Origin of the sequence: Streptomyces catenulae (assembly GCF_000718015.1) — a bacterium.
Lineage (GTDB): Bacteria > Actinomycetota > Actinomycetes > Streptomycetales > Streptomycetaceae > Streptomyces > Streptomyces catenulae.
This window is the reverse complement of sequence record NZ_JODY01000003.1, coordinates 67,489-88,666: the sequence shown is the minus strand read 5'-3', so window position 1 is coordinate 88,666 and position 21,178 is coordinate 67,489. Positions and strand designations below refer to the sequence as shown.

The 21,178-nt window shown below is 75.8% G+C and carries 20 protein-coding genes and 1 pseudogene; 11 read left to right on the top strand and 10 right to left on the bottom strand.

The features are described from left to right. Window positions 1–68: 68 nt before the first annotated feature. Entirely contained in the window at window positions 69–1,004 is a 936-nt protein-coding gene (locus tag IF23_RS0104535; protein ID WP_030280017.1) for a metallophosphoesterase family protein, read from the top strand. Next, on the top strand, window positions 1,001–1,660 hold the full coding sequence (locus IF23_RS0104530; RefSeq protein ID WP_030280015.1) for a 4'-phosphopantetheinyl transferase family protein: 660 nt from the start codon (window positions 1,001–1,003) through the stop codon (window positions 1,658–1,660). The genes IF23_RS0104535 and IF23_RS0104530 overlap by 4 nt, the downstream gene beginning before the upstream one ends. A 51-nt stretch (window positions 1,661–1,711) precedes the next feature. Here IF23_RS0104530 and msrB read toward each other — a convergent pair whose 3' ends face one another. From msrB to IF23_RS0104510, 4 genes are all read right to left on the bottom strand, one after another. After that, complete coding sequence (msrB, locus tag IF23_RS0104525; protein WP_030280014.1) at window positions 1,712–2,119, bottom strand: peptide-methionine (R)-S-oxide reductase MsrB; 408 nt, start codon at window positions 2,117–2,119, stop codon at window positions 1,712–1,714. A gap of 14 nt (window positions 2,120–2,133) precedes the next feature. Beyond that, window positions 2,134–3,531 (bottom strand): UDP-N-acetylmuramate--L-alanine ligase, encoded by a 1,398-nt coding sequence (gene murC, locus IF23_RS0104520; RefSeq protein ID WP_030280012.1) that lies wholly within the window; start codon window positions 3,529–3,531, stop codon window positions 2,134–2,136. 102 nt (window positions 3,532–3,633) lie between these two features. Then, window positions 3,634–4,272, bottom strand: a complete 639-nt coding sequence (locus IF23_RS0104515; protein ID WP_030280010.1) for a response regulator transcription factor — start codon at window positions 4,270–4,272, stop codon at window positions 3,634–3,636. Continuing rightward, window positions 4,269–5,414 carry a sensor histidine kinase gene (locus IF23_RS0104510; protein WP_078653806.1) on the bottom strand — a complete coding sequence of 382 codons (1,146 nt, stop codon included), beginning with the start codon at window positions 5,412–5,414 and terminating at the stop codon, window positions 4,269–4,271. Before IF23_RS0104510 ends, IF23_RS0104515 begins: the two co-directional genes overlap by 4 nt. A 241-nt stretch (window positions 5,415–5,655) precedes the next feature. Between IF23_RS0104510 and IF23_RS0104505 the strand changes: the two genes are divergently transcribed. Both IF23_RS0104505 and IF23_RS0104500 read left to right on the top strand, forming a co-directional pair. Further along, window positions 5,656–6,720, top strand: coding sequence for an ABC transporter permease (locus IF23_RS0104505; RefSeq protein ID WP_030280006.1), 1,065 nt, complete (start codon window positions 5,656–5,658; stop codon window positions 6,718–6,720). Continuing rightward, on the top strand, window positions 6,717–7,424 hold the full coding sequence (locus tag IF23_RS0104500; protein WP_037677335.1) for an ABC transporter ATP-binding protein: 708 nt from the start codon (window positions 6,717–6,719) through the stop codon (window positions 7,422–7,424). The genes IF23_RS0104505 and IF23_RS0104500 overlap by 4 nt, the downstream gene beginning before the upstream one ends. On the opposite strand, the gene IF23_RS0104495 is transcribed toward IF23_RS0104500, so the two are convergent. Next, window positions 7,375–7,848 (bottom strand): indole-3-glycerol-phosphate synthase, encoded by a 474-nt coding sequence (locus tag IF23_RS0104495; RefSeq protein ID WP_030280002.1) that lies wholly within the window; start codon window positions 7,846–7,848, stop codon window positions 7,375–7,377. The genes IF23_RS0104500 and IF23_RS0104495 overlap by 50 nt on opposite strands. Window positions 7,849–8,012: 164 nt before the next feature. Then, window positions 8,013–8,837: a dihydrofolate reductase family protein gene (locus tag IF23_RS0104490; RefSeq protein ID WP_037677331.1), complete on the bottom strand. Its 825-nt coding sequence runs from the start codon at window positions 8,835–8,837 to the stop codon at window positions 8,013–8,015. Between the two features lie 68 nt (window positions 8,838–8,905). Here IF23_RS0104490 and zapE point away from each other — a divergent pair, with 68 nt between their 5' ends. Then, window positions 8,906–10,021, top strand: a complete 1,116-nt coding sequence (gene zapE / locus IF23_RS0104485; RefSeq protein WP_030279997.1) for a cell division protein ZapE — start codon at window positions 8,906–8,908, stop codon at window positions 10,019–10,021. A 51-nt stretch (window positions 10,022–10,072) separates the two neighbouring features. Here zapE and IF23_RS34330 read toward each other — a convergent pair whose 3' ends face one another. Both IF23_RS34330 and IF23_RS34325 read right to left on the bottom strand, forming a co-directional pair. Beyond that, a complete protein-coding gene (locus IF23_RS34330) occupies window positions 10,073–10,741 on the bottom strand; it encodes a hypothetical protein (RefSeq protein ID WP_030279995.1) in 669 nt (222 codons plus the stop codon). Then, window positions 10,738–11,775: an ATP-binding cassette domain-containing protein gene (locus IF23_RS34325; RefSeq protein WP_037677329.1), complete on the bottom strand. Its 1,038-nt coding sequence runs from the start codon at window positions 11,773–11,775 to the stop codon at window positions 10,738–10,740. Before IF23_RS34325 ends, IF23_RS34330 begins: the two co-directional genes overlap by 4 nt. Window positions 11,776–11,925: 150 nt before the next feature. On the opposite strand from IF23_RS34325, the gene IF23_RS0104470 reads away from it, so the two are divergent. The 6 genes and pseudogenes from IF23_RS0104470 (at window position 11,926) to IF23_RS0104440 (ending at window position 18,739) form a co-directional block, all read left to right on the top strand. After that, window positions 11,926–12,681: an aminoacyl-tRNA hydrolase gene (locus tag IF23_RS0104470; RefSeq protein WP_030279991.1), complete on the top strand. Its 756-nt coding sequence runs from the start codon at window positions 11,926–11,928 to the stop codon at window positions 12,679–12,681. A 114-nt stretch (window positions 12,682–12,795) separates the two neighbouring features. Then, on the top strand, window positions 12,796–13,458 hold the full coding sequence (locus IF23_RS0104465; RefSeq protein ID WP_030279989.1) for a LysE family translocator: 663 nt from the start codon (window positions 12,796–12,798) through the stop codon (window positions 13,456–13,458). 128 nt (window positions 13,459–13,586) lie between these two features. Beyond that, a pseudogene (locus IF23_RS35560) lies at window positions 13,587–14,970 on the top strand (MbnB/TglH/ChrH family RiPP precursor modification enzyme). 5 nt (window positions 14,971–14,975) lie between these two features. Beyond that, complete coding sequence (locus IF23_RS0104450; RefSeq protein ID WP_157847973.1) at window positions 14,976–16,010, top strand: TIGR04222 domain-containing membrane protein; 1,035 nt, start codon at window positions 14,976–14,978, stop codon at window positions 16,008–16,010. 122 nt (window positions 16,011–16,132) lie between these two features. Then, on the top strand, window positions 16,133–16,903 hold the full coding sequence (locus tag IF23_RS0104445) for a TIGR04222 domain-containing membrane protein (protein ID WP_030279982.1): 771 nt from the start codon (window positions 16,133–16,135) through the stop codon (window positions 16,901–16,903). A 120-nt stretch (window positions 16,904–17,023) separates the two neighbouring features. Beyond that, window positions 17,024–18,739 carry an alpha/beta hydrolase gene (locus IF23_RS0104440; protein ID WP_030279980.1) on the top strand — a complete coding sequence of 572 codons (1,716 nt, stop codon included), beginning with the start codon at window positions 17,024–17,026 and terminating at the stop codon, window positions 18,737–18,739. 81 nt (window positions 18,740–18,820) lie between these two features. On the opposite strand, the gene hemQ is transcribed toward IF23_RS0104440, so the two are convergent. Both hemQ and hemG read right to left on the bottom strand, forming a co-directional pair. Continuing rightward, entirely contained in the window at window positions 18,821–19,549 is a 729-nt protein-coding gene (hemQ, locus tag IF23_RS0104435) for a hydrogen peroxide-dependent heme synthase (protein WP_030279978.1), read from the bottom strand. Window positions 19,550–19,560: 11 nt separating this feature from the next. Next, complete coding sequence (gene hemG / locus IF23_RS0104430; RefSeq protein WP_030279976.1) at window positions 19,561–21,018, bottom strand: protoporphyrinogen oxidase; 1,458 nt, start codon at window positions 21,016–21,018, stop codon at window positions 19,561–19,563. Window positions 21,019–21,178 lie beyond the last annotated feature (160 nt).

Here is a 21,178-nt window from a genome sequence, read left to right as displayed (position 1 = left end):
GGCCGACGCGCCCCGTCCGCACCGGGGGCCCCTTCCCTCCCCCCTCCCCCACGGTCTTTACTGCGCGGGTGACTTACGAGATCCGCGCCACGGGCCCGCTGCCCCACGCCCCCGACCGTCCCCGGCCCGCCGACGGTCCCGGCACGCCGGGCGACCGGCCCGGGAAACTCGTCGCCGTCAGCGACCTGCACGTCCGGTACGACGAGAACCGCGAGATCGTCGAACGGCTGCGGCCGGAGTCGGACGCGGACTGGCTGCTGGTCGCCGGGGACATCGGCGAGCAGGTCGCCGACATCCGCTGGGCCCTCTCCCTGCTCCGTGACCGCTTCGCCCGGGTGGTGTGGGTCCCCGGCAACCACGAGCTGTGGACCCCGCCCGACGACCCGGTACAGCTGCGCGGCGTCGCCCGCTACGAGCATCTGGTCGCCGTCTGCCGGGAGTTGGGCGTCCTCACGCCCGAGGACCCGTACCCCGTCTGGGAGGGCGACGGCGGCCCCGCCGTCATCGCGCCGCTCTTCCTCCTCTACGACTACACGTTCCGGCCGCCGGGCACCCACGACAAGGACTCCGCGCTGGCCACCGCCCACGAGGCGGGCGTGGTCTGCACCGACGAGTACCTGCTGCACCCGGATCCGCACCCGACGCGCGACGCCTGGTGCCGGGAGCGGCTGGCGGTCACCGAGGCGCGGCTGAGGGAGATCCCCGAGGAGTTGCCCACCGTCCTCGTCAACCACTTCCCGCTGGTCCGCGAGCCGCTGCGGCCGCTGCGCTACCCGGAGTTCTCCCTGTGGTGCGGCAGCGAGGCGACCGCCGACTGGCCGCGCCGCTTCCGCGCCCGGACCGTCGTCTACGGCCATCTGCACATCCCGCGCCTGCTGACCTGCGACGGCATCCCGCACCAGGAGGTGTCGCTGGGCTATCCGCGCGAATGGCGTCCGCGGGCGAAGGAGCCGGGCCGCCCGGTGCAGATCCTGCCGCCGGTCACCGCCGGGGTCCCAGCATGATCGAGAAGCTGCTGCCGCCGCCGATCGCGACCGCCGAGGCGTTCGAGGACCGGCCGCTGGACGAGATGTTCCCCGAGGAGCGCGCGGCCGTGGCCCGCGCCGTCCCCTCCCGGCAGCGGGAGTTCGGCACCGTACGGGCCTGTGCCCGCGCGGCGCTGGCGACCTTCGGCGTCCCCCCGGCGCCACTGGTGCCGGGGGCCGACCGGGCGCCCCGGTGGCCGGAGGGGCTGGTCGGCGCGATGACGCACTGCACCGGCTACCGCGGCGCCGCCGTCGCCCGCGCCACCGACGTCCGCTCCGTCGGGCTGGACGCGGAGCCCAACGAGCCCGTCCGCGACCCCGGCGTCCTCGGTCTGATCACGCTGCCCGAGGAGCGCGCCGCGCTGCCCGCGCTGCAGGCGGCGCAGCCGGAGATCCACTGGGACCGGCTGATCTTCAGCGCCAAGGAGAGCGTCTACAAGGCGTGGTACCCGCTCACCGGCCGCTGGCTGGGCTTCGAGGACGCCGTCCTCACCCTCGACCCCACCGACGCGTCCTTCACCGCCCGGCTGCTGGTCGAGGGCCCCGAGATCGACGGACAGGAACTGACCGCCTTCCACGGCGGCTGGCTGGTCGCCGACGGGCTGGTGGTGACGGCGGTGACCGTCGAACGCTGAGACCGGGCCGGGCGCGCTCCGCGGAGGCGCCCGGCCCGTGTCCCACGACGGTCAGCCCGCGTCCGGCGTCAGCCGCAGGGATATCGAGTTGATGCAGTACCGCTGGTCGGTCGGGGTGGGGTAGCCCTCGCCCTCGAAGACATGGCCCAGGTGGGAGCCGCAGCGGGCGCAGCGGACCTCGGTGCGGACCATGCCGTGCGAGCGGTCCTCGATCAGCTCGACCGCCGTGGAGTCCTTCGGGTCGTAGAAGGACGGCCAGCCGCAGTGGCTGGCGAACTTGGTGTCGGAGCGGAACAGCTCGGCGCCGCAGCCGCGGCAGGAGTAGACGCCCTCGGTGGTGGTGTCGGTGTACTCACCGACGAAGGCGGGCTCGGTGCCCGCCTGCCGCAGCACCTGGTACTCGCCGGGGCTCAGCTCGGCGCGCCATTCCTCGTCGGGCTTGTCGATCTCGTACGGCATGGGGTCTCCTCAGCTCAGCCGGCCAGGCGGGACAGGATCGCGGGGCCGAGGTCGGTGACGTCGCCCGCGCCCATGGTGAGAACAAGGTCACCGGGCTTCGCCATTCCGGCGACGGCGTCCGGGACGGCGGTGCGGTCGGCGACGGCGGTGACATCGGCACCGGCGGCGCGCGCCGCGTCGACGATCAGGGCGCTGGTGATGCCCGGGATCGGGTCCTCACGGGCCGGGTAGATGTCGAGGACGACGGAGGCGTCGGCGAGGGCGAGCGCCTGGCCCATCTCCTTGCCCAGCTCCTGGGTGCGGGAGAAGAGGTGCGGCTGGAAGACGACCAGCACCCGGGCGCCCTCGGCGGCGCCGCGGATGGCCTCCAGGTCGGCGGTCATCTCGGTGGGGTGGTGCGCGTAGGAGTCGATGACCTGCACACCGGCCGCCTCGCCCTTGAGCTGGAGGCGGCGCTTGACGCCGGTGTACGTGCCGAGCGCGGAGGCGAGGTTGTGCGGCGGCAGGCCCAGGGCGATACCGGCGGCGAGGGCGGCGACGGCGTTGTGGGCGTAGTGGCTGCCGGGGACGGAGACGGTGAAGGTCAGGATCCGGCCGGTGGCCAGGGAGACGCTGACGTCGCTGGTCAGACCGCGCGGGTTGATCTTCAGGATGCGGACGTCGGCGTCCTTGGACTCGCCGTAGGTGACGACCTGGATGTCGAACTTCCCGGCGATCTTCGCGGTCAGCTCCCGGGCGCCGGGGTGGTCGGCGGAGATCACCAGCGTGCCGCCGGGGCGGATGCGTCCGGCGAAGGTCTCGAAGGACTCGTAGATCTCGTCCATCGAGGCGTAGTTGGCGTGGTGGTCCAGCTCGACGTTGAGGACGATGGCGACCTCGGGCGCGTACTTGTGGAAGCTGCGGTCGCTCTCGTCGGCCTCGGCGACGAAGATCTCGCCGGTGCCGTGCTCGGCGTTGGAGCCGGGGGCGTCGAGGTCGCCGCCGATCGCGTACGACGGCTTGAGGCCGAGCGAGGTCAGGGAGACGGCGAGCATGGAGGTGGTCGTCGTCTTGCCGTGGGTGCCGGCGACGGCGATCGGGCGGACGCCGTCCATCAGGGCGGCGAGCGCGTCGGAGCGGTGCACCACCGGGATGCCGCGCTCGCGGGCGGCGGCCAGCTCGGGGTTGTCGTCGCGGATCGCGGAGGAGACGACGACGGCGGTGGCGTCCGCGGCGAGGTGGTCGGCGGCGTGGCCGATGTGGACGGTGGCGCCCCGCTCACGGAGGGCGGCGGCGGTCGCGGACTCCTTGGCGTCACTGCCCGCGACCCGGGCGCCGCGCTGCGCGAGGATCTTGGCGATGCCCGACATACCGGCTCCGCCGATGCCGATGAAGTGCGGTCGGTCCATCGAGGCTGGGATGGCGGCTGCCATGGGTGACTCCCTGATCGTCGCGGCTCTCGTGCTGCGGTCGATTCTCGCACCCACCTCCGACAACGCGTGCCCGGCCGCTCCGCGCCGCGGCGGCGGGCGGGCTCAGCGGCGGATCAGCCCGCGCGCCGTGGCGGCCGCCACCGCCGCCGTACGGGAGTCGACGCCGAGCTTGGTGTAGATGTGCACCAGGTGGGACTTGACGGTGGCCTGGCTGAGGAAGAGGCGCTTGCTGACCTCGGCGTTGGACAGGCCGTCCGCGACGAGCTGGAGCACCTCCGTCTCGCGGCGCGACAGGGCGACGGCGGGGTCGCGCATCCGGTCCATCAGGCGCAGCGCGACGGTCGGCGCGAGGGCCGACTTCCCGGCCGCCGCGGCGCGGACGGCGGTGGCCAGCTCCTCGGGCGGGGCGTCCTTGAGGAGGTAGCCGGTGGCGCCCGCCTCGATGGCGGCGAGGATGTCGGCGTCGGTGTCGTAGGTGGTCAGCACGAGGACGCGGGGTGCGCCGGGGCGGGCGGTGATGGCGGCGGTCGCCTGGGAGCCGCGCATCTCGCCGCCGAAGCGGAGGTCCATCAGGACGACGTCGATGCCGGGCAGTGCGGCGAGGGTGACGGCCTCCTCGGCGGTGGAGACGTCGGCGACGACCGCGAAGCCCGGTTCGGTCTCCAGGACGGCGCGGAGTCCGGCCCGGACGACGGGGTGGTCGTCGGCGAGCAGCAGCCGGATGGGGGCGGGGTCGGTCACGGGGCGGCCTCTCCGGGGGCGGGCGGCAGGGGCAGGGTGACGGCGACGGCGGTGCCCTCGCCGGGGGCGGATTCGACGGCGAGCGCGCCGTGCAGGGCGCGGGCGCGCGCCCGCATGGCGGCGAGGCCGAAGCCGGTGCCGTCGGCGGCGGGCGGCGGGGCACCGGGGTCGAACCCGGCGCCGTCGTCGACGACGTCCAGGGCGACCTCGGTGTCCATGTAGCTCAAGGTCAGCTCGGCGCGGCGGGCCCCGGCGTGCCGGACGGTGTTGGCCAGCGCGGACTGGGCGATGCGCAGCAGGGCGACCTCGTGCGGGGTGGGGAGTTCGGCGGGGGTGCCGGAGACCTGGCAGTGGACGGCGAGGCCGGAGGCGCGGGCGGTGGTGGCGCAGAGCCGCTCCAGGGCGGCGGGCAGCGATCCGGCCTCCAGGTCGGGCGGGCTCAGTTCGCGGACGAAGCGGCGGGCCTCGGCGAGGTTGTCGACGGCGGTGGCGCGGGCGTGCACGACGTGTCCCAGCGCGGTCTCGGGGCGGGACGGCAGGGCGCGTTCGGCGGCCCGCAGCAGCAGCTGGATGCTGGACAGGCCCTGCGCCAGCGTGTCGTGGATCTCCCGGGCCAGGCGTTCGCGTTCGGCCAGCACCCCGGCGGCGTGCTCGGCGGCGGCCAGTTCGCCGCGGGTGGCGGTCAGCTCCTCGACGATCCGGCGGCGCTGCTCGCTCTCCCGGTAGAGGGCCTGGTAGCCGAGGACGACGGCGACCGCGACGGCGGCGCCCAGCACCGGGCCGATGACCGTGCCGACGTTCAGCGTCCCGGTGTGGCGGGCGAACCCGGCGACCGCGACGGCCGTGGTGACGGCGACGGCGGGCAGGCCCCAGCGCGGCGCCAGCAGGTGCAGCTGGACGAAGAAGAGCGGGAAGGCGAGCCAGACGCCGTCCTGGGTGAGCGCCAGCAGCACGATCCAGACGGCCGCGAGGACCGCCAGCCACAGGGCCGCGCCGCCGCTGCGCGGGCGGACGCCGGGCAGCAGCGGGCCCGCGACGTAGCAGCCGAGGAGGACGGCGGAGACGGCGACGACGGCGGGGGTGTACGGGTTGCCGTCGGCGACGGCGCGGGCGGCGGCGAGCGCGAGGAGCGCCGCCACCATCAGGTGCAGGCAGCTGCGCAGCACCCGCACGGCGGGGGTCAGGGCGGGGTCGGTCACGATTTCTCCAGATTAGGCACGGGGCCGGGGAGCGGCATCCATCGAAAGGTTGAGCGGCCGCCGCGCCTTTCGATCCGGGGGAACCGCTCCCGGGCGCGATGCCCCGGGGCGTCCCGGGGCGGGACGGTGGAGCCATCCGCCGGGCAGTGGGCCCGGCCGCCGCAGAAACAAGAGGGATGGGGCCGTGTTCGTCGCCTGGAGGGATCTGAGATTTGCGAGGGGCCGGTTCGCCCTGATGGGCACGGTCATCGTGCTCATCACGGTGCTGGTCGGTCTGTTGTCGGGGTTGACCGCGGGCCTGGGCCGCGAGAACACCTCGGCGATCACCGCGCTCCCCGCCGATCACCTGGTGTTCTCGAAGCCCGCCGACGGCGGCACGGTGTCGTTCACCGACTCCCGGCTGTCGCGCGGGACGGTGGACGCCTGGTCCGCGGTGCCGGGCGTGCGGCGCGCCGAACCGCTGGGCATCGCCACCACCAAGGCCGAGGCGGGGCGGCACACCGCCGCCGTGTCGGTGTTCGGCGTCGGGCCCGGCTCGACGCTCGCCCCCGGGGACGCACCGGCGGCCGGAAGCGCCGTGCTGTCGCGGAAGGCCGCGGACGAGTTGGGCCTCGCCCGTGGCGACCGGCTCACCCTGGGGGGCCGCACCGTGACGGTGGGCGCCGTCTCGGGCGCCGCGATGTACAGCCACACCCCGGTGGTCTGGACGTCGCTGGACGAGTGGCGGGCGCTGCCCGGCGGCGGGGACGGGGCGACGGTGGTGGCGCTGACCGCGTCCGGCGCCGATCTGGCCGCCGCCGACGCCCGGCTCGGCACCACGACCGTGACCTCGGCGGGGGCGCTGGCGGGCATCGGCTCGTACACCGCCGAGAACGGTTCGCTGCAGCTGATGCGCGGGTTCCTGTTCGTCATCTCGGCGCTGGTCATCGGCGCGTTCTTCACCGTCTGGACGATCCAGCGCAGCGGCGACGTGGCGGTGCTCAAGGCGCTCGGCGCGTCCACCGGCCGGTTGCTGAAGGACGCGCTCGGCCAGGCGGTCGTGCTGCTGGTCCTCGGGACGGGGGTGGGCGCCGCGCTCGTCGCCGGGCTGGGCGCGCTCGTCGGCACCGCGGTGCCGTTCGTCCTCACGCCGTCGACCGTGCTGGTCCCCGCGCTGATCATGATCGCGCTGGGAGCCGCCGGCGCCGCCCTCGCCATCCGCCGTATCACGTCCGTCGACCCGCTGACCGCCCTGGGAAGTGCCCGATGAGCCTCGAACTGACCGATGTCACGCTGACCTACCCGGACGGCGACGCCCGGCTGACCGCGCTGGACCGCGTCTCGCTGACCGTTCCGGCCGGATCCCTGACGGCGGTGATCGGGCCGTCGGGCTCGGGCAAGTCCAGTCTGCTGGCGGTGGCCGCGACGCTGATCACGCCGGACAGCGGGCGGGTGGTGCTCGCCGGACGGGAGACCACCGGACTGGGCCGCGCCGCGCTGACGGCGCTGCGCCGCACCACCGTCGGCACCGTCTTCCAGCAGCCGAACCTGCTCCCCTCGCTGACCGCCGCCGAACAGCTCCAGGTCATGGCCCACCTCGACGGCCGTCCGGCCCGCGCCGCGCGGCGGCGGGCGCAGGAGCTGCTGGCCGCCGTCGGGCTGGAGGGCGTGGCGGACAGGCGGCCGCACCAGCTCTCCGGCGGTCAGCGTCAGCGCGTCAACATCGCGCGGGCGCTGATGAACGACCCGGCCGTCCTGCTGGTGGACGAGCCGACCAGTGCCCTCGACCATGCGCGCGGCGCGGCGGTGCTGGAGCTGCTGACCACGCTCACCCACCGGCGCGGCACGGCGACGGTGCTGGTCACGCACGACCGGTCGCATCTGACGGCGGTCGACGCGGTCGTCGAGGTGGCGGACGGGCGGCTCACTCCTGCGGCCGGGGCGGATCTTCCGGGGCGTGCGAGAACAGTTTGAGGACCGGTACGCCGACCTTGTGGCGGGCGCGGGAGGCCCAGTCGCGGTGGAAGAACTCCTCCACGAAATGGGGGGTGGTCAGCACGATCACCTCGTCCGCGCCCGTCTCCTCGACGATCTCGCGCAGCCGGTCCAGCGGATGCCGCTCGGCGACCCGTCCGGTGGCCTCGGCGCCGGTGGCGCGGAGCGCCGCGAGGGTGTGCGCCAGCGCGCGTTCGGCCGGTGCGTCCGCCGCGTCGCCCTCCGGCTCCTCACCCTCGCGCACCGCGTCGTCGAATTCGCCCAGGGCGACGTCGTCGATGGCCCGCAGCAGCAGGTCCTGCGCACCGCGCGGCTGCATGAGGACGACGAAGCGGACCGGGTCGTCGCCGTGCAGCGTGGTGACGAAATCGACGTCGGCGGGCGTCAGAGGCTTCTCGATCATCAATACGCTCGTGAACACGACGGACGCCCTTCTTCTCTTCTTCCGGGGCACGGCCTGCCGCGGCACCCCACAGAATCCATCCTGCCCCCGCCGTCACACGGGGGTTCCGTTGGCTCTAAGTGTGCCCAAAGGAAGCTAAGCGGAACGGGTAATTCCGCTGATTGTCAGCTTCGACGGTATCGGGTGAACAGGAACCCGGCCTCCTCCAGGACGGACGCCAGGGCGAACCGCTCCGGAACGGCGACCGACGGGCCGTCCATGATCCGCGGCGCGTCGCCCACCGCGACGACCGGCGCCAGCGACAGACACATCTCGTCCAGCACCCCGGCGGCGGCGAACTGCCCCAGCAGCGACGGCCCGCCCTCGGTCAGCAGCCGCCGGTGCCCCCGCGCGGCCAGCACCGCCGGGACCCGCGCCGGATCGACGCCCTGCCCCTCGCCCGCGAACAGCACCTCCACCCCCGCCGCCCGCGCCGCGGCCACCCGCTCGGCCGGAGCCCCGGCGCCGGTGACGACGAGCGTGGGCACCAGCGGCGCGGTGAACAGCGGCAGGGTGAGGTCCAGGCCCAGCCCGGCGGTCACCACGGCGACGGCGGGGGCCGGGCCCTGTCCGGCGGCGGCCCGCCGCGCGGCGAACGCCTCCCGGGCGCGGGCCGGCCGGTACCCCTCCTGACGGACCGTTTCGGCCCCGACCACCACCGCATCGGCGAGCGCCCGCAGTACCCCGAAGATCCGCATGTCGGCGGTGCCGGAGAGCGGCTGCGAACGGCCCTCGTGGTGCGCCGCACCGTCCAGCGACGCCACCATGTTGGCGCGCAGCCACCCCGGCCGCCCGACGCGCAGCGGATCGTCCTCGGCCGGGTACGCGTAGGCGTCCGCCAGCTCGTCGAGCGCCCACTCGCGGTCGGTGGACGCGTCCGGGCCCGACGGCACGGCGGCCGGGTCCTGAGCAGCGGGGGCAGGGGCGGGGAGGGGGTACAGGCGTCGCATGGGCCGCAGTGTGACATGGCTCGCCCGACGGCCCTCGACCCACCACGGAGCGACTAGGCTGGAGCGCTGTGTCGTCTTCCCAGCCCCCGTCCTCTCCGTCCGCGCCGATAGCCGAGTCGCCGGACGGCGCCGACGCCGCGCCCGCCGCGCTGACCTCCCGCGCCCCGCACGTCCCCGCCGACCGGCTGGTCGCCGAGATGGTGCCGCCGCCGCGCTTCCAGGGCGCCCGCTTCGACACCTACCTCCCGGACCCGAAGCAGCCCAGCCAGGCCGAGGCGGTGACAGTGCTCAGCGCCTTCGCCGCGGGCATCGGCGGCGGCGCCTCGGCCGTCGGCGGCAAACGCCGCTGGTTCGCGAAGAAGCCCGCCACCCCCAAGGGCCCGCGCGGCGTCTACCTGGACGGCGGCTACGGCGTCGGCAAGACCCATCTGCTGGCCTCCCTGTGGCACGCCACCGACGCCCCGCCCGAGCGCAAGGCGTTCGGCACCTTCGTCGAGCTGACCAACCTGGTCGGCGCGCTCGGCTTCCAGGAGACCGTCCGCACCCTCGGCGACCACCGTCTGCTGTGCATCGACGAGTTCGAGCTGGACGACCCCGGCGACACGGTGCTGGTCTCCAGCCTGCTGTCCCGGCTGGTGGAGTCCGGTGTGGCGCTGGCCGCGACCTCCAACACGCTGCCCGGCAAGCTCGGCGAGGGCCGCTTCGCCGCCGCCGACTTCCTCCGCGAGATCCAGGGCCTGAGCGCCCACTTCCGGCCGCTGCGCATCGACGGCGAGGACTACCGCCACCGCGGTCTGCCCGAGGCGCCCGCCCCGTACGACGACGAGACCGTCACCCGCACCGCGTACCGCACGCCGGGCGCCTCGCTCGACGACTTCCCCTCCCTTCTGGAGCATCTGGCGAAGGTGCACCCGAGCCGCTACGGCGCGATGTGCGACGGCATCCAGGCGGTCTGCCTCACCGATGTGCAGGCCGTGCCGGACCAGTCGACCGCGCTGCGCCTGGTGGTCCTCGCCGACCGGCTCTACGACCGTGAGGTGCCCGTGGTCACCTCCGGCAAGGCGTTCGACGAGCTGTTCAGCGAGGAGATGCTGCGCGGCGGCTACCGCAAGAAGTACTTCCGCGCGATCTCCCGCCTGACCGCCCTGGCCCGCGACGCGGGCCCGCTGGTCACCGGCGCGTAGCGCAACCCACCGGCGGGGCGCCGTGCCCCGCCGGTGCGCCGCGCCGGACCGTCAGCCCCGGCGGGCGGCGAGGTGGCAGACGGCGGCCACCAGCCCGGCGGACAGGGGTATCGCGGCGCCGAGCGGCAGCCACGGCATCGCGGCCGTACCGCTCATCGAGCCCGCCACCAGGCCCCGGACCACCGCGCTTGCCGGGGAGAGCGCCGGGACGACCAGGACGACGCAGCCGAGCAGCCCGGCGCAGACCGGCAGCGCGGTGCCGTGCAGCACCGGACGGTTGCACACCGCCCCGACCGCGGTGCCCAGCAGCAGACAGACCACGGCGGCAGCAAGCCCGCAGGCCGTCGCGGGCAGCAGGTCCACGGCGACCCGGTGGTCGTTGGAGCGGGGGTCGGAGAAGAGCGCGACGAACGCCGTCCCCGCGAGCGCGGGCGGCAGCGCGACGAGGGCCGCCGTCAGCACCGCCGCGAGGTGCGCCCGCGCCGGGCCCGCCGCGGTGGCGACGCAACTACGGGCGGCAGGCGGCTCGTTGGTCACACAGACCCGGGTCAGCCAGACCGTCAGCGGCAGCAGCGCCGCCGCGGCGAACGCGAAGGCGTCGAGCACCGGACTGCCCGCCCCGACCCCGACGACCAGGAACCCGGCGTACAGCAGTACCGGCGGCAGCCAGCGGTGCGAGCCGAGCAGCAGGCCCGTCTGATAGCGCAGCAGGGCGATCACCGGGAGCCTCCTTCCGTGCCTGCCGGAGAGGTGACGGCCGGGGAGGCGGAGCCCGCCGGGGCCGGACCGGTCGCGGCCCGGGGCGCGGAGCCCTCCGGGACGGCGCCAAGGGCCGCCGTCCCGCCGTCCGGCTCCCCCGCGTCGGGTACGGCACCACAGCCGCCCGCTGGGCTCTCCGACCGCGGCCCCGCCGGGGCGGCCACCGTCCGGATGTGCCACGGCGGACGGGCCGTCAGCAGGGCCCGCAGCAGCGCGTCGGAGTACGCGGCGGGTACCGTCAGCCGGGCCGTGCCGTCCGGCTCCCGCACGGTCACGGGCCGCCCCGGCAACTCCCCGGGCAGCTCCCCACCGGCGCCGGGCGGCTCGGCGTGGACCGTCACCCGGGGCCCGGCCTCCGCGGGGCGGTCCGCCGCGTCCGAGGGCTGCGGCGCGGGACGCAGCCGCCCGTCGGCGATGCGGTGGCAGGCGTCGGCCGCACCGGCCAGCCGCCGGGGGTCGTGGTCGACGAAGAGGACCGTCGCGCCGTCGGCGACCCGCTCGGCGACCGCGCGGTCCAACTCGCCCCGGGCCGCGGCGTCCAGCCCCGTCCACGCCTCGTCCAGCACGAGCAACTCCGGTGCGGCGAGCAGCGCCTGAGCGACCGCCACCTTCTGGCTGGTGCCCTTCGACAGCGCGGACAGCGGCGTACCGGCGTGCCCCGCGGCGCCGAACCGCTCCAGCCACACCCCGGCCGCCCGGGCCGCCGCCGGGCCGCGCAGCCCGTGCACCCGGCCCAGGTGGGTGAGGTACCCGAGGGCCGTGAACGGCAGTGCGGGCGGGAAGCGTTCGGGGACGTACGCGGTGCGGGGGCGGCCGCGGATCCGGCCCGTGGTGGGGCGGTCGATCCCGGCGCACAGCCGCAACAGGGTGGACTTCCCGCTGCCGTTGGCCCCCTCGACCCGTACCAGCGCGCGCTGCGGCAGATCGAGGTCCACCCCGCGCACCACCCACGGCCCGCGCACTCCGTACCTCCGGCCGACACCGTCCAACCGCATGGCCCCTCCTCGCCGTCCCGTCCCCGTCCTCACCGTGCCAACGGCGGCGGTCGCGGGGCCGTTCCCCGGACCTCGTCACCCGGGGAAGGGCCCTCGAAGCCGTACCGATCGGCGCGCGGACGGCGTCGGAGCGGCTGGCACACTGGGCGGATGACCAGCACCGAAGCCCATGACACCGCCTCCTCGACCGCGGTCGGCGCGCACCTGAGGAGCGCGGCGGAGCGGGACGCCTCACCGCAGTTCGTCCTGCCGCTCGTCGTCCGCATCGAGCGGGCCGCTCCCCCGGCGCGCACCGACGCGCTGGAGACGGCCGCCCGCGCCGTGCTGGTGCTGCTCTCCGACGCCCGCGCCACCGGCGACGGCGAGTGGGCCGCGGCCGTCCGGGACTGGCAGGACGCCCGGATCCGCAAGGTGGTGCGGCGGGCGCGCGGCGCCGAGTGGCGGCGGGCCGAGGCGCTGCCGGGCATCACGGTGACCGGCGACCATGCCGAGGTCCGCGTCCATCCCCCGGTACCGCTCGACGGCTGGCCCAAGGACCTGGCCCGCCTCCAGGTCTCCGGCACCGAACTGGACGACCCGGAGCCGCCGTCCGCGCCGCCCGCCGGGAATCCGGTGCTCTGGCTCAACCCGGGCGTGACGATGTCGGCGGGCAAGACCATGGCGCAGGCCGGGCACGGCGCGCAGCTGGCCTGGTGGGAGCTGTCCGCACCGGAGCGCGCGGCCTGGCGGGACGCCGGTTTCCCGCTGTCGGTACGGACCGCACCGGCGGACGCCTGGGACGGGCTGACCCGCGGCGGGCTCCCGGTGGTCCACGACGCGGGCTTCACCGAGATCGCCCCCGGCCCGACCGTGGTGGCCGAGGGCGGCGATCCGTTCTGCCCGCTGCCCGGGGGTCGACGGCCGTAGGCGTCGGCAGCGGGGCACCGCGGCGGGGTGTGGCCCGGGGCGGGGCGTGGCCCGGGGCGGGCGGAATCCCGGGCCCCCTGCCGGTGGCCGGAACCCGACCCGTACCTTTGTGGCGTGTTCACGTCTCTTCTCGGCTTCACCGCCGTCGCCGCGCTGCTGACCGTCTCGCCGGGGCCCGACTTCGCCGTCGTGCTGCGCACCGCGCTCGGTTCGGGGCGGCGGGCCGCGCTGTGCAGCGCCTTCGGCATCGCCGCCGGGTGCTTCGTCTGGGGGCTGGCCGGGGCGGTCGGGCTGACGGCGATGCTGTCCGCCTCCGAGGCGGCGTACGGGGCGCTGCGGGTGGCCGGGGCGCTGTATCTGATGTGGCTGGGCGTCCAGGCCCTGCGGGCCGCGCGGCGCGACCGTACCGCCCCGGGCGAGGCGGCCCCGGCCGTCGCCGAGGGGACGGCGGACGGCGCGGGCGCGGCCGGGATCTCGCCGCTGCGGGCGTTCCGCACCGGGCTGCTGACCAACGTCCTCAACCCCAAGGTCGGCGTCGTCTACCTGTCGCTGCTGCCGCAGTTCATCCCGCACGGCGCACCGGTGGTGGCGACCACGCTGCTGCTGGTGGCGGTGCACGCCGTGCTGGGCGTGGTGTGGCTGGGCACCCTGGCCTGCGCCGTCCACCGGGCGCGCGCCTTCTTCGGGCGTCCCCGGGTGCGGCGGCGGCTGGATCAGGCCACCGGCGGGGTGTTGCTGGCCCTGGGGACGGCCGCCGGGTTCGAGGTGGCGCGCTGACGGCGTACGGCCCGCGGCGCGGGCCGCGCGGGGAAGCTCAAATCCAGCTCTGAACCCGGTGCGCGCAGGGTTCGGCGGGCGGCGCCGGGGTGAAGTACCGGTGAGTACGGCAGTGCAAGGGGGAGCGCATGGAACGCCTGGGAACAGGCATCGGATGGCGGCCGGAGATCGCCGCGGAGATCGCCGGGTTCGACGGCCTGGACTGGGTCGAGGTGGTGGCCGAGAACCTCTGCCCCGACCATCTGCCCCCGGCGCTCCAGGAGTTGCGCGCCCGGGGTCTGACGGTGGTCCCGCACGGGGTGTCGCTGGGGTTGGGCGGCGCCGACCGGCCCGACCCGGGGCGGCTGACGGCGCTCGCCGAGCGTGCGGTGGCGCTGGACGCGCCGCTGGTCACCGAGCATCTCGCGTTCGTCCGGGCCGGGGGTCCGGCGACCGGTTCGCCGCCGCTGGAGGCGGGCCATCTGCTGCCGGTGCCGCGCACCCGCGACGCGCTCGACGTGCTCTGCGCCAATGTGCGGATCGCCCAGGAGGCGCTGCCGGTGCCGCTGGCGCTGGAGAACATCGCGGCGCTCCTCTCCTGGCCCGGTGAGGAGCTGACCGAGGGGCAGTTCCTGACCGAACTGGTCGAGCGGACCGGTGTGCGGCTCCTCGTCGACGTCGCCAATCTGCACACCAACCACGTCAACCGGGGTGAGGATCCGGCCACCGTCCTGGACGCGCTGCCGCTGGAGGCGCTCGCCTATGTGCACGTCGCGGGCGGTGTGGAGCGCGACGGTGTGTGGCACGACAGCCACGCCCATCCGGTGACCCGTCCGGTGCTGGACGTCCTCGCGGAGCTGTGCGCGCGGACGGTGCCGCCCGGGGTGCTGCTGGAGCGCGACGAGGACTTCCCCGAGCCCGGTGAGCTGGCCGGGGAGCTGACCGCGATCCGTGCGGTGCTGGAGGGGGCCCGGCATGACGCGGCGGCCTGACGGCGGACCGGACCACGGCCCGATACGGACGGCGGACACCCCGGGCGCCCGGGAGTCGGCGCACGCCCCCCGGCACGTCCCCGCCCCGGACGCCACCGAGGCCGCCCGCGCCCGTCTGGCCCGCGCCCAGGAGGAGCTGCTGGCGGCGCTGGTCGCCGGGGCGCCGGTGCCCGAGGGGTTCGATCCCGTACGGCTGGAGGTGCAGCGGCGGGCGCTGGTCGCCAAGCGGGCCACGGTGATCGCGAAGATCGCGCCCGAGCTGCCCGAGATCCTGGGGGCGGGCTACCGCCCGGCGTTCCTCGCCTACGCCCGCGGCCGCCCGCTGACCGGCGGTCACCGGCGCGACGCCCTGGACTTCGCCGCCCATCTGCTGGCGCAGGGGCGGCCGGACGACGCCGGGGCGCGGGCCCGGCTCACGCGGTGGTGGCAGGACCGGGCGGGCCCCCGGCCGCCCCGCACCGGGCCCCTGGCCCGGCTCACCCGCTCCCCCTTGCTCTCCCGACTTCTGCGGGCCGTCCGGTCCGCCTCGCACCGGAGGTGACCGCGGTGTCCTTCATTGCCTGGGTGTACGTGGTGGTGGTGCTGTCCTCGGCGGGCCTGATCGTGGCCACCGTCCGCGGGCGGCGTCCGGAGAACCGGATCCGGCTGGTGGACGCGCCCACCCACGACGTGTGGGAGATCGCGTTCCTGGGCGGCGGTCCCGCCCGTGTGGTGGACGCCGCCGTCGCCGCGCTGCACGAGGACGGCCGGGCGGCCGTCGGCGAGCCCGGTGTGCTGACCGTGCTCCGCAACGACCCGCGCGACGCCGTGGAGGCGGCCGTGCTGAACGCCGCGGCGGCGACGCCCGGTGGCGCGCTGGCCGAGGTACGGCGCCGCGCGATGACCGATCCCGCGGTCCAGGCGATCGGCGACCGGCTCGCCGATCGCGGGCTGATGCGGCGCCCGGCGCGCGGGCGGCCCGCCCGGGTGTGGGCCGGTTCCCAGATGGCGGGCTCCGTGGTGCTGCTCCTGTGCGCCCTGCTGCTCACCGTCACCGGTCACCTCGACACGGATCCGGTCGAGGTGCCCACCGTGGTGGTGATCGTGCCCGCGGTGGTCGTGGCGTTGGTCGTCGGCGGGATCTGCCGGCAGAGCGGCGGGCGGCGGCTGACGGAGCCGGGGCGGCTCGCGCTGCGGGCGGCCCAGGCCACCCACCATCCGCTCGCGGCCCTGAACCCGGCGGTCCCGGCGGCGCTCCTGGTGGCGATCGGCAGCGCCACGCTGCTCACGGACGAAGTGCTGCGGGAGCAGCTGGCCCAGGCCCGGACCGCGATGGCCGTGAACGGCGCGTCGTCGTCCGACGGCGACAGCGGCTGGAACGACGCGTCCGACGGCCCGGCCTGGTGCGGGACGTCCGGCGGGTCGAGCTGCGGGGGCTCGCACCACCACGGCGGCGGCTCCTCGTGCGGCGGCTCGCACCACGGCGGCGGCTCGTCCTGCGGCGGTTCGCACCACGGGGGCTCGTCCTGCGGGTCCTCCTGTGGCGGCGGGTCGTCGTGCGGGGGCGGCGGGTCCTCCTGCGGGTCCTCGTGCGGCGGTTGAGCGCGGGGCGGGCGCGGCGGGGCGGGGGCCGGTTCCGGCCACGCCCCGGGGCCGCCCGCCCGGTTCCCACATCCTGAGATACGCCGTGGCGGCCGGACAGGTGTTCCCGTAGAAATTTCGCCATGGGGCTCCTCTTTCTCGCCGTCGCCGTGCTCGCCACCGCCGTCGCCTGCCTCCGCGTCTGCCGCACCGCCCGCGCCCTGCCGCCGCAACCGCCCCACCCGTCGGCCGTCCCGGAGCCCGGACCGCCGTACGGGCCGACGCTGTACGAGACGGCGTTCCTGGCGGGCGGGCCGGACCGGGTCGCCGACGTCACCCTGGTGTCGATGGCGCAGCAGCGCCGCCTCCTGCTGGCGCACACCGGCTGGGCCACGGTCGTCGACCCGGTCGGCCGGGACGCCGTCGAGTGCGCGGTCCTCGCCGCCATCGGCGCCGACGGTCAGCGCCGCATCCCCGCCATCCGCGACGGGCTCGCCGCCACGGAGGCGCTGCGGTCCCTCACGGAGCGGCTGACGGCCGCCGGTCTGGCGCCGCGGACCGACCCGTACCGCGGTCTCCGCGAGGCGCTGCGGCAGGTGCGGGCCGCCACCCTCGTGGTGCTGCTGGCCGCCGCCGCGGCGGTCTGGCAGGCGCCGCCGGAGCGCGCCGTCGGGCCGCTGCTCGGCTGGTTCGCGCTGCCGCTCGTCCTCACCGCCGGTACGTGGGCGACGGCGCGCGCCGAGTACCGCCCGGCCGCCCGCTGGGCGACGGAGGCGGGCGCGGGCCGGTTGCGCCGCGCCGCCGGGACCGGCCGCCCGGCCTCCGGGGACGCCCTGACCGCGCTGGCGCTGCACGGCCCGCGGGCGCTGGACGACCCGTCGCTGCGCTCGGCCCTCCACTCATCCGGGGTATAGCGGGCAACACCGCGGCCCGGTGCTTTACTTCACCGATCGCCGCACCAACCATCCCTTCCGTATGCACGTATGTGGCCGCGCGCGGGCCGCGTCGTGCCGGGCACGACGAAGGGACGCTCCGTGAGAGCACTCGCGTTGTACGGAACCATCGGGTCGCTCCTCCTGGGCGCCCTCGCCACCTCCCCGGCGGACAGCGCCACCCGCGCGCCCGCCGCGCCGCCCGCGCCCCTCGCGCGCCCCCTCACCTTCGGGCGCTGCGCCCCGGTCGAGCATCTGCCGTCGGACGTCGAGTGCGCCGCGCTGACCGTGCCGCTCGACTACGGGCGCCCCCAGGGCAAGCAGATCAAGCTGACCGTCAGCCGGATCCGGGCCACCGCGCCCAAGGAGCGGCAGGGCGCCCTGATCTTCAACCCGGGCGGTCCGGGCGGCTCCAGCATGGACTTCCCGCTCTACGGCACGCTGCCCAAGTGGCGCCGCACCGCCCGCGCCTACGACTTCGTCGGCTACGCCCCACGCGGCGTCGGCCGGTCGGCGCCGCTGTCCTGCCAGGACCCGAAGGAGTTCGCCAAGGCGCCGACCGACAGCCAGGTCCACCCCACCGCCGCCTTCAAGCGCACGAAGACCGCGCAGGCCGAGGCGTACGCCCGCGGCTGTGCCCGGAACGCCGGTGCCGACCTGCCGTTCTACAACTCCGTCAACAACGCCCGCGACCTCGACATGCTGCGCGCCGCGCTCGGCGAGCGGAAGCTGACGTTCATGGGCGCGTCCTACGGGACGTACTTCGGCGCGCTGTACGCCACGCTCTACCCCGGGCACGTCCGGCGGATGATCTTCGACAGCGTCGTCGACCCGGACCCGCGGCAGATCTGGTACGGCAACAACCTCGCGCAGAACGTCGCGTTCCAGGGCCGCTGGCGCGACTGGCTGCGCTGGGTCGCCCGCCATCAGAGCGCCTACCACCTGGGCACCACCGAGCAGTCCGTGCAGCAGGCGTACGACACCGCGCTCACCCGGCTGCGCAGCCACCCGGCGGGCGGCAGGGTCGGGCCCGCGCAGCTCCAGTCGGCGTTCCTGCGCACCGGCTACAACGACGTCTACTGGCCGCGCCGGGCCCGGGCCCTGTCGGCGTATCTGCACGGCGACGACAAGCCGCTGCGGGACCAGGCGACGCCCGACCCCGAGGACGCGGTCGCCGACGAGAACAGCAACGCGGTCTACACCGCGGTCTCCTGCAACGACGCCGCCTGGCCGCACGACCTGCGCACCTGGGACCGGGACAACGCCGAGGTGGCGCGGCGCGCGCCCTTCGAGACCTGGGACAACGTCTGGATGAACCTGCCGTGCGCCTTCTGGCCGGACGCCGCGCAGTCGGCCCGCGCCGGGCTGAACGCCGCGACCGGCCGGGCCGAGGACCGCGCCGCGGCCGGTGTCCCGGGGACGGACGAGGTCGGCGAGGCCGCCCGGTACGCGGCGGCCGCCCGCGCGGCGCAGGCGCTGCCCGGGCGGCACGGCCCGGTCGACATCCGCACCGCGCCCGGCGCGCTGCCGCCGGTCCTGCTGCTGGCCGCCGAGCGCGACGGCGCGACGCCCTACCCGGGCGCGCTGGCGCTCCAGGAGCGGCTGCCGGGCTCGTCGCTGGTCACCGAGAACGGCGCCGGTACCCACGGCGTCGCGTACGGCCCCAACTCCTGTGTGAACGCGCATGTGGAGGCGTATCTGCTGCACGGCACGGTCCCCGGGCACCGGGTGTACTGCGCCCCGCGCGCCGAGCCGAAGCCCGACGACCCGAAGCACCCCGCCGAGAAGGCGGGGAGGGGCGCGACCAGCCCGCTGTGACCCCCGGACACGACGACGGCGGGCCGCCCCACCCGGGGCGGCCCGCCGTCGTCGTGGCACTCGGGCCGTAACGGGTCCGGATCAGGCCAGACCGGCGACCAGTTCGGCGACCGGCTTGCGGCGACCGGTGTAGAACGGCACCTCCTCGCGGACGTGCCTACGCGCCTCGGAGCCGCGCAGGTGACGCATCAGGTCGACGATGCGGTACAGGTCGTCCGCCTCGAACGCCAGGATCCACTCGTAGTCGCCGAGCGAGAACGACGGCACGGTGTTGGCGCGGACGTCCGGGAAGCCGCGGGCCATCTTGCCGTGGTCGGCGAGCATCTTGCGGCGCTCGTCGTCGGGGAGGAGGTACCACTCGTAGGAGCGGACGAACGGGTAGACGCTGACGTAGTCGCGGGCGCGCTCGTCGGCGAGGAACGCCGGGATGTGCGACTTGTTGAACTCCGCGGGGCGGTGCAGCGCCATGTTGGACCACACCGGGGTGAGGGCGCGGCCCAGGCGGGTGCGGCGGAAGAGGTTGAACGCCTCCTGGAGGGCGTCCGCACTCTCCGAGTGCCACCAGATCATCACGTCGGCGTCGGCACGCAGCCCGGAGACGTCGTAGGTGCCGCGGACCACGACGTCCTTGGCGGCGAGCTGGGTGAACAGCTCCTCGACCTCGTCGGCGTAGCCGCTGCGGTCCTCGGGGAGGACGTCCCGCAGCCGGAACACCGACCACAGGGTGTAGCGAATGGTGTCGTTGAGGTCCTTCGCCTTCTTGCCGGCGTTCTGCGCCCGGTCCGCGGCGGGGGTGGAAGCGTCTGTCATACCGTCCATTCTCACTCGCCTCCGGAGAAGTCCGGCGCCCGGGTCTCCAGGCCCGCCAGGATCTCGTCGGCGGCCCGCCGCGCCGACCCGATGCACGCCGGGATGCCGACGCCGTCGTAGGCCGCGCCGCACACCCGCAGCGCCCCGGGGAGCGCCGCGCGGATCCGGGCGACGCGGTCCGGATGGCCGACGAAGTACTGCGGCAGCCCGCCGTCCCAGCGGGTGACGGTGGAGGCCACGGGGCGGGCGGCGAGGCCGACGGCGGCGCCGAGGTCGGCGAGCGAGATCTCCACCAGTTCGGCGTCGTCGCGGCCCAGCAGGGCGTCGTCGCCGTAGCGGCCGACGGAGGTGCGCAGCACGAACAGCTCCGGGTCGGCGTCGGCGAGCCAGCCCCACTTGCGGCTGGCGAACGTGGACGCCTTGATGCGGTGGCCGTCCACGGGCGGCACGAGGAAGCCGCTGCCCTCCGGGATCCCCGCCACATCGGCGCGGCGGAAGGCCAGGGTGATCAGCGCCATCGAGGCGGAGTCGACGGTGTCCAGCTCGGTGGCGGCGGCCGGGCAGTCGTCCCGCAGCAGCCGCGCCGCGGGCCCGGCGGGCGCCGCCAGGACCACCGCATCCGCCTCGATGGTGCGGTCGCCCGTCTCCACCCACCAGCCGTCGGCGCCGCGGCGGCGCAGCGCGCGGACCGGGGTGTGCAGCGCGATCTCGCCACCGGCGGCGCGCACCGCGTCCGCGACGGCGCCGGGCAGCGTGCCGATGCCGCCGTCGATGCCCATGAAGACCGGCCGGTCGGCGGGGAGGTCCCGGGCCGCCTCGGCGGCGCGCGCCTGGATCCCGCGGACACCGGCGATCAGCGACCGCTCGGCGCGGGCCGCCTCGAAGAGCTGCGGGACGGCGGCGCGCATCGAGATGCGGTAGGCGTCGCCCGCGTAGACGCCGCCGAGCAGCGGTTCGACGAGCCGGTCGACGACCTCACGGCCGAGCCGCTCGGCGACGTACGCGCCGACCGCGACGTCCTCGCCGACCTCGGTGCGCGCCAGATCGGCGTCGGCGGCGATGCGGTCGAGGCCCTGCGCCGAGATCACGCCGGAGGCGGCGAGCGGGGCGAGGTCGCCGGGGACGCCCATGACGTGGCCCTTGGGCATGGGGCGCAGCGCCCCGCGCGTCCAGAGGGTGGCGGAGGCGGTGGCGGGCGGCTGGAGGCGGTCGCCGAGGCCGACGGCGCGGGCCAGCTCCACGCCCTCGGGCCGCCGGGCCAGCATCGACTCGGCGCCCAGGTCCACGGGGACACCGGCGATCTCCCCGGCCCGCAGCTTGCCGCCGAGCCGCCCGGACGCCTCCAGAAGGGTCACGGTGGCGCCGCCGCCCAGGAGGCGGTGCGCCGCGGCGAGTCCGGCGATGCCGCCGCCGACGACGACCACATGGCGGCCGGCTGCCCGGCCCGTACTGGTGTGCGCTGCGCTCATGCCCCCACTCTCTCAGAGCGCTCCGGGGACGTTGGCCGAGGACCGCGTTGACAGCGTCGGGGGCCCGGCAAAGACTCGGGCGGGCGGCGGCCCGGCGCCCGCCCGCGCCGCTGCCGCCTCGCGCGCTCGCGTGCCCGGACGGCCCGGTCCGCCGGTTCCC

Bases quoted from the DNA above. Each gene is read 5' to 3' on its own strand.
- IF23_RS0104530 (WP_030280015.1), top strand. From the start codon at position 1,001: ATGATCGAGAAGCTGCTGCCGCCGCCGATCGCGACCGCCGAGGCGTTC.
- msrB (WP_030280014.1), bottom strand. From the start codon at position 2,119: ATGCCGTACGAGATCGACAAGCCCGACGAGGAATGGCGCGCCGAGCTG.
- murC (WP_030280012.1), bottom strand. From the start codon at position 3,531: ATGGCAGCCGCCATCCCAGCCTCGATGGACCGACCGCACTTCATCGGC.
- IF23_RS0104510 (WP_078653806.1), bottom strand. From the start codon at position 5,414: ATGGTGGCGGCGCTCCTCGCGCTCGCCGCCGCCCGCGCCGTCGCCGAC.
- IF23_RS0104500 (WP_037677335.1), top strand. From the start codon at position 6,717: ATGAGCCTCGAACTGACCGATGTCACGCTGACCTACCCGGACGGCGAC.
- IF23_RS0104495 (WP_030280002.1), bottom strand. From the start codon at position 7,848: ATGATCGAGAAGCCTCTGACGCCCGCCGACGTCGATTTCGTCACCACG.
- IF23_RS0104490 (WP_037677331.1), bottom strand. From the start codon at position 8,837: ATGCGACGCCTGTACCCCCTCCCCGCCCCTGCCCCCGCTGCTCAGGAC.
- IF23_RS34325 (WP_037677329.1), bottom strand. From the start codon at position 11,775: ATGCGGTTGGACGGTGTCGGCCGGAGGTACGGAGTGCGCGGGCCGTGG.
- IF23_RS0104470 (WP_030279991.1), top strand. From the start codon at position 11,926: ATGACCAGCACCGAAGCCCATGACACCGCCTCCTCGACCGCGGTCGGC.
- IF23_RS0104445 (WP_030279982.1), top strand. From the start codon at position 16,133: ATGGGGCTCCTCTTTCTCGCCGTCGCCGTGCTCGCCACCGCCGTCGCC.
- hemQ (WP_030279978.1), bottom strand. From the start codon at position 19,549: ATGACAGACGCTTCCACCCCCGCCGCGGACCGGGCGCAGAACGCCGGC.
- hemG (WP_030279976.1), bottom strand. From the start codon at position 21,018: ATGAGCGCAGCGCACACCAGTACGGGCCGGGCAGCCGGCCGCCATGTG.